The 7,778-nt window shown below is 40.2% G+C and carries 6 protein-coding genes and 2 riboswitches; all 6 genes read left to right on the top strand.

Translation table 11 applies throughout. From position 1 onward, the window contains the following. The first annotated feature begins 182 nt into the window (after positions 1 to 182). The 6 genes from aspA to HHO41_RS19855 all read left to right on the top strand — a co-directional run bounded on the left by aspA (position 183) and on the right by HHO41_RS19855 (position 7,715). On the top strand, positions 183 to 1,613 hold the full coding sequence (aspA, locus tag HHO41_RS19880; protein ID WP_169101986.1) for an aspartate ammonia-lyase: 1,431 nt from the start codon (positions 183 to 185) through the stop codon (positions 1,611 to 1,613). Positions 1,614 to 1,732: 119 nt separating this feature from the next. After that, positions 1,733 to 1,834: riboswitch (purine riboswitch) on the top strand. 86 nt (positions 1,835 to 1,920) lie between these two features. Then, positions 1,921 to 3,216, top strand: a complete 1,296-nt coding sequence (locus tag HHO41_RS19875; RefSeq protein WP_169101985.1) for an NCS2 family permease — start codon at positions 1,921 to 1,923, stop codon at positions 3,214 to 3,216. A gap of 141 nt (positions 3,217 to 3,357) precedes the next feature. Beyond that, entirely contained in the window at positions 3,358 to 4,806 is a 1,449-nt protein-coding gene (locus HHO41_RS19870) for an amino acid permease (RefSeq protein WP_169101983.1), read from the top strand. A gap of 131 nt (positions 4,807 to 4,937) precedes the next feature. Then, positions 4,938 to 5,120: riboswitch (Lysine riboswitch) on the top strand. Positions 5,121 to 5,273: 153 nt separating this feature from the next. Beyond that, the gene (locus HHO41_RS19865; protein ID WP_169101993.1) at positions 5,274 to 6,122 is read left to right on the top strand and encodes a transporter substrate-binding domain-containing protein; all 849 of its coding nucleotides are present in this window, start codon (positions 5,274 to 5,276) and stop codon (positions 6,120 to 6,122) included. 61 nt (positions 6,123 to 6,183) lie between these two features. Further along, positions 6,184 to 6,963, top strand: a complete 780-nt coding sequence (locus HHO41_RS19860; protein ID WP_169101981.1) for an amino acid ABC transporter permease — start codon at positions 6,184 to 6,186, stop codon at positions 6,961 to 6,963. Positions 6,964 to 6,977: 14 nt separating this feature from the next. After that, positions 6,978 to 7,715, top strand: a complete 738-nt coding sequence (locus HHO41_RS19855) for an amino acid ABC transporter ATP-binding protein (RefSeq protein ID WP_169101979.1) — start codon at positions 6,978 to 6,980, stop codon at positions 7,713 to 7,715. Positions 7,716 to 7,778 lie beyond the last annotated feature (63 nt).

The following is a 7,778-nucleotide window of genomic DNA, read 5'->3' as shown; positions in this document are numbered from 1 at the left end:
TTTTGTAATGGAACAATGCGCCAGGCGAGAAAAGACCCAAGTGAATAACCTTCACTTGGGTCGTGGGTATTAAGTCGCGTTAGCGATTTTGTTCTTTTTCAAAAATACATTACATTAATTAACCTGTTTTAGTTAATATTGTTACGTAAAAGCAAATTTTCATCACAGAGGAGCACAATAATATGACAAATAACAAAAGTCAAATGCGCATTGAGAAGGATTTTTTAGGGGAAAAAGAAGTACCAGTTGATGCATATTATGGAATTCAAACACTACGGGCTGTGGAAAATTTTCCGATAACAGGGTATCAAATTGATGAAGAACTCATCAAGGCTGTTGTGATGGTGAAAAAAGCTGCGGCAATGGCAAATATGGAAATTAAGCATCTTTATTCTGGTATTGGCGAAGCGATCGTAAAAGCTGCTGACGAAATGCTTGAAGGGAAATGGCTTGATCAAGTAATCGTTGACCCAATTCAAGGTGGCGCAGGAACATCACTTAATATGAATGTAAATGAGGTTTTGGCCAACCGGGCAATTGAATTACAAGGCAAAGCGAAGGGTGATTACTATCATTGTAGTCCAAATACCCACGTGAACATGGCGCAGTCGACCAATGATGTTTTCCCCACTGCAATTCATCTTTCCGTTCTAAAGCTATTAGAAAAACTGTTGGAAACAATGGAGAATATGCATCAGGTTTTTCAGGGAAAAGCACAGGAATTCAATGCAGTGATTAAGATGGGGCGAACCCATCTTCAAGATGCGGTGCCGATTCGGCTTGGACAGGAATTTGAAGCGTACAGCCGAGTGATTAAAAGGGACATCACCAGGATAAATCATTCACGGCAATATTTATTTGAAATAAATATGGGGGCTACCGCAGTTGGTACAGGGCTAAATGCAGATCCAAAATACATTAAATTAGTGGTGAAACATCTTGCCGAAATTAGCGGACTTCCGTTAAAAGGAGCAGAGCACTTAGTCGATGCTACACAAAATACTGATGCGTACACTGAAGTATCTGCAGCACTGAAGGTTTGTATGATTAACCTATCGAAAATTGCCAACGACTTAAGGTTAATGGCATCTGGGCCAAGGGCTGGCTTAGCTGAAATTAGTTTACCTCCTCGTCAGCCTGGTTCATCCATCATGCCTGGAAAAGTAAACCCAGTCTTGCCGGAGCTAATTAATCAAGTTGCGTTCCAAGTAATAGGTAATGATCATACAATTTGTCTGGCATCTGAAGCTGGACAATTTGAATTAAATGTCATGGAGCCTATTTTAGTGTTTAATCTACTTCAGTCAATTAGCATTATGAATAATGCGTTCCGGACTTTTACCGACCATTGTATAAAAGGAATTAAAGCGAATGAAGAACGGCTGAAAGATTATGTTGAGAAAAGTGTAGGTATCATTACGGCAATCAATCCACATCTTGGTTATGATGTGGCAGCGCGGATTGCTCGTGAAGCCATTTTAACTGGAGCATCCGTTCGAGAATTATGCTTGAAGTATGACGTTTTAACAGAAGAGGAATTAAATTTGATTTTAGATCCTTACGAGATGACTCATCCCGGAATCGCTGGTGCAGCGTTATTGGATCGGGACTAACACAAACATGGATTTCTGCGGGAATTATTTGAAATGCTTGATTCTCTCGAAAAAACTTAATAGGCTGAATACGGCAAATGTTATTGACGAAGGAAACGGTCCTTGTTACTATTTATGTTATTCTAAAATAATAATAACCTTGTATAAGTTCAAGAATATGGCTTGAACGTTTCTACCTGGCTGCCGTAAATAGCCTGTCTACAAGGGACAATTGAAGTATATTACTTTAAAGATAACATTGTCCTTTGCAGAACCTCCGGCAGCTTTGCTGGGGGTTTTTTATTTTATAAAGAGGCGAGGGACAAGGATGAAGAATTATTTTCAATTTGCAGAAAGAAATACAACGTATAAGCGCGAAAGTATTGCTGGAATTACAACGTTTTTATCAATGGCTTATATTCTTGTTGTTAACCCGGTTATCCTTAGTCAAACTGGTATGGATAAAGGGGCAGTTTTTACGGCAACAGCGTTATCGGCAATCATTGGGTCTCTATTAATTGGCTTAATTGCCAACTTTCCTATCGGAATTGCACCAAGTATGGGAATTAACGCCTTTTTTACCTTTACCGTTTGTATGGGGATGAACATTCCTTGGGAAACAGCGTTAGCCGGTGTATTTATTGCCGGAGTATTATTTATGATCTTAAGTCTTTTAAAGATTCGTGAAAAAATTATTAATACTATTCCTCAGGATTTAAAGCATGCGATTGCTGGGGGAATTGGCTTTTTTGTTGCTTTTATCGGTTTAAAAAATGCAGGGATCGTTACCGGAAATGAAGCAACGTTTGTGGCGATTGGAAATCTGAAAGCAGCTCCAACCATTCTGGCAATCGTTGGTTTTGTGATTACGATTATTCTTTTGAATAGAGGAGTTAAGGGTGGTATCTTTTATGGAATGGTCATCTCGACCATCATTGGTGTCATATTTAATATCATTGAAACACCTAAAGCAATCGTCGGGAAAATACCAAGTCTTGAGCCAACCTTCGGTGTTGTTTTCAGTCATTTAGACGATATTTTTTCGCCAAAGATTTTGGCAGTGATTTTTACTTTCCTGTTTGTCGCCTTTTTTGATACGGCGGGGGCGTTAATTGCGGTAGCAAGTCAGGCTGGTTTGATGAAAAATAATGAAATTCCTAATGCGGGTAAAGCGTTACTTGCTGATTCAATGTCAACGATTGCAGGTGCTATTTTGGGAACCTCAACTACTGCTTCTTTTGTTGAATCGTCGGCAGGAATTGCTGTCGGTGGTCGAACTGGTTTCACATCACTCGTCATATCAGGTTGCTTTATCGTATCGCTATTTTTCTCCCCCGTATTATCAATTGTTACTCCTGAGGTTACTGCGCCAGCATTAATCATTGTGGGAGCGCTGATGGCAACAGAAATTAGCCGCATCAACTGGAGTAATTTTGATATTGTGATCCCGAGCTTTGTAACGATTATTATGATGCCGTTAACATACAGTGTGGCAACAGGTATCGCACTTGGCTTTATTTTATATCCAATTAGCATGATGGCGATGAATAAAACGAAGGAAGTTCATCCAATTATGTATGTTCTCTGTCTTATGTTTATCGGCTATTTTGTCTACGTAGTATAAAAGAGTAATGTTCAAGGTAACAATCCCATTTCAATTGGGGGAGTTACCTTTTTATTTTGTCTACAAAATCAATAAGAATCTTTTCGACAAGCAGTGCAAATACTAATTTTACGAAAAAAAATCTGCTTGGGAGAATCGATTATGGAAAAAACACAAAAAGGGATGACGGCTTGGCATATTACGATGATGGCGTTAGGCAGTGTGATTGGCGGGTCCTTCTTCTTAGGATCGTCAGTTGCGATTCGAGCGGCAGGTCCTGCGGTCATTCTTTCTTATATTTTATCGGGAATCCTAGTCTATTTTATACTCTATGCCTTATCAGAGATGACGGTTGCTAATCCAACTTCCGGTTCGTTTAGTACATTTGCAGCTAGGGAACTAGGGGAAGGGATGGGTTTTATTGTCGGGTGGCTCTATTGGACTGGAATCGTATTAGCGGTTTCTAGTGAAGCAGCTGCCATTACGATATTACTGCAGGATTGGTTCCCGAATGTCTCGATTGGTTTTTTGGGAAGCATCATAATAATAGGAGTAACCTTGGTTAACTTACTTGGGGCAGAGAAGTTAGGGAAGCTTGAGAGTGCGCTTTCCGGAGTGAAAATTTTTGCTATTATTGCCTTTATTTTAACAGCGGTTGCATTGATAGTCGGCTTTTTTCCTGGTGCAACGGCAATTGGAGCAGGGGAGCTTTCACGGGAGCCATTACTACCAGGCGGGGCTAAAGGTGTTGCTGGAAGCATGCTCTTAGTTATTTTTGCTTATGCAGGCTTTGAAATTATTGGTTTGGCAGCATCCGAAGCTAGAAATCCTCGCGAAACCATTCCAAAAGCGATTAGGAATACGGTGATTCTACTTGTTGGTTTGTATGTAGCCTATGCCGCTGTTTTGCTCCCGTTGATTCCAACTGCATCTTTGGATGAAAGTACCAGTCCGATGGTTGCTTCCTTAAATCGGTGGGGAATTGCCTGGGCTGGTGAAGCCATTAATATTGTTTTGATATTTGCTATTCTATCGGCGATGCTAGCAGCCATATTCGGGTTGGGTAGAATGATCAGGTCGCTTACCGATGATGGACATGCCCCAAGTTGGCTGAAGGACGAAAGTGAAGTCCCTTATCGTGGAATCTTATTTTCCGGATTGATTATGCTGCTGGGTTTAGGCTTTGGTCTGTTGTTCCCGCGGGTATATCTTGTGTTAATCTCCACTGGAGGATTTGCACTTTTGTTTACGTACGCTGTTATTATGGCTAGCCATATTCGCTTTCGGAGTAGACACGGCTGTCCTCCTGATGGAATATGTCAAATGCCGGGATTCCCATATACGTCCTGGATCGCCTTAGTTTCAATGATTGTCGTATTGATCTGTATGCCGTTTATTCCTGGTCAAGAAGTCGGGCTTGTCTCAGGCTTGGTGATGGTATTGTTCTTTGCTGTAGCCTATTACTTAATGACGTTGTATCGACGGTCTCGCCTCACACAACCTACTAGAGAACAAAGAAATATCGTGAGGGGTGCTAGGCCAAATTTTATGACCGAAATAGCCGAGGAACTCGATGAAAAGGCAATAAAGGAACAAGAAAATGAAGAGTAAATTAAACTGGTCTAAAGTTTAGACCGGCTTGTTAACGGTTCCGTTTATTACCATCTGAGTAGAGTTGACAGATATATTTTGTTATTCTAAAATATTAATATGATTTAATTGAATAAAACCTCACTTTTTTCAAGTGAGGTAGAGGCGCGATATTTAACAGTCTTTAGTGGAGCTTGAGGAGGCCATGAAGCTAGAGAGAAGGAAATGTCGCCGAAGCTTGTAATATTCTCAATATTACTTGCTGGGCCTGCAGTTAAAAACTGTAGGACTGTCTCAATAAACTGCCCGGTTTATTGAGTTGTGCTATCTCATGAAGGGAATGTTGAGTGATTCTTGGCCTACTGACAATTGTCGTTAAGGACCTGAGTACATCTCAGGTCCTTTTTTGATGCCTGACACACAAGTGAGAAAATTGAATTAATTAATTTAAAAAACTATTAACATTATTAAATGGGGGAGAAAAAATGATGAAAAGAAAACTGTTTTTATTTTTAACAATCGTACTTGCAGCGATGTTGTTGCTAGCAGGGTGTGGTGGAAAAGACTCATCAGATGGCGCAAATGGATCTGATAAAAAAGACGATAATACGTTTAAGGTTGGGCTTGAAGCGGGGTATGCACCATTCAACTGGACGCAAAATGGAGATGCCAATGGCGGTGTGAAAATCGATGGCAGTGCCGAATATGCAGGTGGTTATGATGTTGAAATTGCTAAGAAAATAGCTGACGGCTTAGGCAAAGAATTGGTTATTGTTAAAACTGAATGGGATGGACTAGTGCCAGCGTTAACTTCTGGAAAAATTGATGCAATTATTGCAGGGATGTCGCCAACAGCAGAGCGTAAAAAGACCATTGATTTCTCAGATAACTACTATAAATCTGATTTAATCATGGTTGTAAAAAAAGGTGGGAAATATGAAAATGCCAAGTCATTAGCTGATTTCAAAGGTGCTAAAGTGACCGCACAATTGAATACATTCCACTACTCAGTCATCGACCAAATCACTGGGGTAGCTAAGCAACCTGCAATGGATAACTTCCCGGCAATGCGCGTTGCGCTTGAATCAGGGGTCATTGATGGTTATGTATCTGAACGACCAGAAGGTGTTAGTGCCTCTTCAGCTAACGACAACTTTGCCATGGTTGAATTTAAAGATGGCTTTGAAACATCCGATGACGACACAGCTATTGCAGTCGGTATTGCTAAAAATAGTGATTTAACGAAGAAAATCAATGAAATTCTCGCAGGTATCTCAGAAACAGAACGCCAAGAAATTATGGATAAGGCGATTAAAAATCAACCAGCAGCTAAATAATCAAATGAGCGAAACCGGGTGCAACAAAACGCATTCGGTTTCGTGGTTATAGGAGGAAAACATGAGTTTAGAATGGGTAATACAAATCGTTTCGGAAAACTGGCCAATGTTTTTGCGCGGTGCTGGTGTAACGTTAGTCATTTCAATCATTGGAACCATCATTGGTTCATTAATTGGATTGCTAATTGGTGTGATTCGTACCATTCCAGTCCCTGAACGTGGACTAAAGAAAATCTTGCTAAAAATTGTTAATGCTATTTTATCTATTTATATCGAATTTTTCCGCGGCACACCAATGATTGTTCAGGCAATGGTTATTTATTATGGATCAGCGTTAGCGTTTGGAGTCGATATGGACCGCTTATATGCTGCTGTCTTTATCGTTTCGATTAATACGGGAGCTTATATGTCAGAAATCGTCCGTGGCGGAATTGTCTCGATCGATAAAGGTCAGTTTGAAGCAGCCCAAGCGATTGGAATGAATCATTTTCAAACAATGTTTAACGTTGTGTTACCACAGGTAATCAGAAATATTTTACCAGCAACGGGAAATGAGTTTGTTATTAATATTAAAGATACGTCAGTTCTGAATGTCATTTCTGTATCGGAATTATTTTTCCAAACGAAATCAATCGCAGGAAATAACTTTAGATATTTTGAATCGTTCTTTGTAGCCTGCGTGCTTTACTTTGTGATGACGTTTACTGTTACGAGAATCCTTCGTTGGATTGAACGAAAAATCGATGGTCCGGACGATTATATTTTAATGGCAAATCAAATGCAGGTGGAAACACCAGAGGATATTCTGCGCCGTCAAAATCATGATGGTAATCGTTTGTAAAGGAGGGGTTCAAGATGGAACAAGTAATTGAGATTCAACAGTTGAAAAAGTCGTTTGGCGCACATGAAGTGTTAAAGGATATCAATTTTTCGGTTAGTAAAGGTGAGGTTGTCTGTATTATTGGTTCTTCAGGATCAGGAAAATCGACATTGCTCCGTTGTGTGAATCTCCTCGAAAAGCCGAGTGGCGGACAAATTATTTATAAGGGTGAAAATATTTTAGACGATAAACATAATGTATATGAGTATCGCAAAAACCTAGGGATGGTGTTCCAGCACTTTAACCTGTTTAACAATCATAATGTGTTAAATAATTGTGTCGTAGGACAAATGAAAGTGCTAAAGCGCTCAAAACAGGAAGCGGAAAAAGTAGCAATGAAATATTTATCACTAGTGGGAATGGAGCGGTTTGTTAACGCCAAACCAAAGCAATTATCCGGGGGCCAAAAACAACGGGTTGCGATTGCCAGAGCTTTGTCGATGGAGCCAGATGTAATGCTGTTTGATGAACCGACCTCAGCACTAGACCCTGAAATGGTCGGAGAGGTGCTGAAAGTTATGAAAGAATTAGCCGATGCTGGGTTGACGATGCTAATCGTGACCCATGAGATGGAATTTGCCCGTGAGGTTTCTGACCGAGTTGTGTTTATGGACAAGGGTGTCATTGCCGAGGAAGGAAGTCCGGAGCAAATCTTTAACAATCCGACCGAGGAGCGAACAAGAGAGTTCTTGAAGCGAACACTAAAAGCTTAATAAATTTTAAGAAGGCTGTGTTAACATTTTAATTTGATTTTTCGCAAGTTGATTGGAGCGGAA

It is taken from the genome of Bacillus sp. DNRA2, from assembly GCF_012843265.1.
In the GTDB taxonomy this organism is placed as follows: domain Bacteria; phylum Bacillota; class Bacilli; order Bacillales; family Cytobacillaceae; genus Bacillus_BU.
The sequence above is the reverse complement of the archived record's forward strand: the minus strand, read 5'-3'. Positions and strand labels throughout refer to the sequence as shown.

Excerpts from the sequence above, each read along its gene's own strand:
- aspA (WP_169101986.1), top strand. The coding sequence starts at position 183 with ATGACAAATAACAAAAGTCAAATGCGCATTGAGAAGGATTTTTTAGGG.
- HHO41_RS19875 (WP_169101985.1), top strand. The coding sequence starts at position 1,921 with ATGAAGAATTATTTTCAATTTGCAGAAAGAAATACAACGTATAAGCGC.
- HHO41_RS19870 (WP_169101983.1), top strand. The coding sequence starts at position 3,358 with ATGGAAAAAACACAAAAAGGGATGACGGCTTGGCATATTACGATGATG.
- HHO41_RS19865 (WP_169101993.1), top strand. The coding sequence starts at position 5,274 with ATGAAAAGAAAACTGTTTTTATTTTTAACAATCGTACTTGCAGCGATG.
- HHO41_RS19860 (WP_169101981.1), top strand. The coding sequence starts at position 6,184 with ATGAGTTTAGAATGGGTAATACAAATCGTTTCGGAAAACTGGCCAATG.
- HHO41_RS19855 (WP_169101979.1), top strand. The coding sequence starts at position 6,978 with ATGGAACAAGTAATTGAGATTCAACAGTTGAAAAAGTCGTTTGGCGCA.